The sequence below is a fragment of the Pseudanabaena sp. 'Roaring Creek' genome (assembly GCF_001402795.1).
Classification (GTDB): domain Bacteria; phylum Cyanobacteriota; class Cyanobacteriia; order Pseudanabaenales; family Pseudanabaenaceae; genus Pseudanabaena.
Genome location: NZ_LIRE01000096.1, coordinates 1 through 2,437, shown reverse-complemented (window position 1 = coordinate 2,437; position 2,437 = coordinate 1). Strand labels below are relative to the sequence as shown.

At 45.1% G+C, this 2,437-nt stretch carries 2 protein-coding genes; one reads left to right on the top strand and one right to left on the bottom strand.

The genetic code is table 11. The features are described 5' to 3' along the window. Positions 1-113: 113 nt before the first annotated feature. The gene (locus AC805_RS03095) at positions 114-1,367 is read right to left on the bottom strand and encodes an aminotransferase class I/II-fold pyridoxal phosphate-dependent enzyme (RefSeq protein WP_231662415.1); all 1,254 of its coding nucleotides are present in this window, start codon (positions 1,365-1,367) and stop codon (positions 114-116) included. A gap of 192 nt (positions 1,368-1,559) precedes the next feature. Between AC805_RS03095 and AC805_RS03090 the strand changes: the two genes are divergently transcribed. Continuing rightward, positions 1,560-2,276: a pyridoxine 5'-phosphate synthase gene (locus AC805_RS03090; protein WP_009625445.1), complete on the top strand. Its 717-nt coding sequence runs from the start codon at positions 1,560-1,562 to the stop codon at positions 2,274-2,276. Positions 2,277-2,437 lie beyond the last annotated feature (161 nt).

Genomic DNA, 2,437 nt, shown 5'->3' with positions numbered 1-2,437 from the left:
GGCATAATTAAAAAACAAAACCAGAGAGCATACCGCCCGCGTAGCGGGCGGTATGCTCTCTGGTTTTTAAGTTTACTTATGCCTAGCTAATGATTTGAATAGTTTTTGAGTAGTTATAGATTCTCAATCTGGAAATTTTCGATCGCGATCGCTACATGCGTCCAATGGGTTCCGCCTTGGAGAAACAGGGTATAGGGTTCTCGCAGAGGTCCATCGGCTGAGAGTTCCAACGTACTCCCATCAATAAAAGTTCCGCCAGCCATGACTAGCTGACTAACATAGCCAGGCATCTCTCCAGGTACAGGATCGACGTAGGAATCAATCGGGGAGAAGCGCTGAAGATTGCGACAGAACTCAATCAACTTTTGGGGACTTCCCAGTTGAATCGCCTGAATGATATCGCATCTTTTCTCGTAGGGGAGTGGTTTAACTTTGTATCCTAATTTGTCAAATACGTAGGCGGCAAGGTGGCTGCTTTTCATCGCTTCACCGACCATTTGCGGCGCAAGGAATAAACCTTGAAAGAGTAACCGATTCAGATCGAAGGTTGCACCGCCTTCTCGCCCAATCCCTGGTGCAGTGAGGCGTTGGGCGGCTAGTTCCACATATTCGGCTTTTCCTGCCACATAGCCACCTGCGGTAGCGATCGTTCCCCCAGGATTTTTGATCAAGGAACCTGCGATAATATCCGCTCCAACCGCAGTTGGCTCGCGATCGCTAATAAATTCGCCATAGCAGTTATCCACAAAGCATACTGTATTTGGGTTTTGCTGCTTGACTAATTGGATGATTTTCTCAATATCCTCGATAGAAAGACTCTGCCGCCATGCATAACCACAGGAGCGCTGAATTAAAACCATTTTAGTTTGCGGTTTCACTGCCTTTGCCAAAGCTTCCCAATGGACATTACCCTCCGCCGTAAGTTCTAATTGACGATAGGTGATGCCAAAATCCTTGAGCGAACCAGCATAGGCATTTCCTTTACTATCGGAAGTAAGGGGATAGCCGATCACTTCTTCAAGGGTATCGTAGGGGGCTCCGACTACGGATAATAGTTCGTCAAGGGGGCGTAAAATACCGAACAAACAGCAGGCGATCGCATGGGTTCCTGAAACAAATTGCACGCGAACGGCTGCGGCTTCGGCTCCCATCACCTGCGCGAAAACCTCATCTAGAACATCACGCCCCATATCACCATGTCCGTAGCCTGACACGCTGGCAAAATGATGGGCTCCCACTCGGCAATCGCGAAAAGCCTTTAAAACTCGTTCGAGATTGTTTTTTACATGGAGGTCAATTTGGGTAAATGTTGGTGCAAGATTGGTAACGGCTTCTGCAACCAGCAATTTCATTTTGTCAGAGGTCATTGAGCTTTAAGATTTTTTGGAGATTTAAGATCGTACGCGAATATGAAGGGTTTTGTCTATAGATTCGACAAACTAAAAACAGCCTTAAATCACTGCTTTTGCTCCCTAGACTGGAATTTGTTCTAATATCATAAAGTAAGGAATATAAATACTTTGTAAAATTCACTTTGTAAAATTCTTGAGGACAAAGCTTTGCCTACGCTCGGAGTAAATATCGATCATATTGCTACCATTCGCCAAGCGCGCCGAGGCACGGAACCCGATCCCGTAGCTGCCGCCGTAATTGCGGAGTTAGCGGGGGCTGATGGGATCACCGTCCATTTACGTGAAGATCGTCGCCATATCCAAGAACGCGATGTGCGGTTGCTGCGGCAAACTGTGCGAACTCGCCTAAATTTAGAAATGGCAGCAACTCCTGAAATGGTAGCGATCGCTCTAGATGTGAAACCCGACTATATTACCCTCGTACCCGAACGTCGTGAAGAAATCACGACGGAAGGTGGTTTAAATGTGAAGGCTCAATGCGATCGGCTAGGTAAATTTGTACATCAATTACAAGGTGCAGGTATTCCTGTAAGTTTATTTGTCGATGCAGAAACCGACCAGATTCAAGCTTCGGCAAGGACTGGCGCAAAATTTGTGGAATTACATACTGGAACTTATGCTAATGCCAAAAATGAAGAAGAGCTTAAACAGGAGTTAGCGGTATTAACTAAGGGAGGAGCTTTAGCAATTGAATTAGGGATAAGGCTTAATTCAGGACATGGTTTAACCTATTGGAATACTAGAGCCATTGCCCAAATTGCAGGAATGGAAGAGTTAAATATAGGTCATAGCATCATTAGTCGGGCGGTACTTGTCGGTTTAGATCGAGCAGTTCGGGAAATGAAAGACTTGATAAATTCATAAACTTGATATAACTATGCAAGCTTTGCTTAGGACATATATAGCTTGTACTGGGATATATAGTTGTTTTAAATAACTTGTAGACGGGCTTCGACTTCGCTCAGCCCTCGGTGTAAGCTAGCTGAGCGAAGTCGAAGCTGTAGTTTTTATTTGAATTATCTATA

Excerpts from the sequence above, each read along its gene's own strand:
- AC805_RS03095 (WP_231662415.1), bottom strand. The coding sequence starts at position 1,367 with ATGACCTCTGACAAAATGAAATTGCTGGTTGCAGAAGCCGTTACCAAT.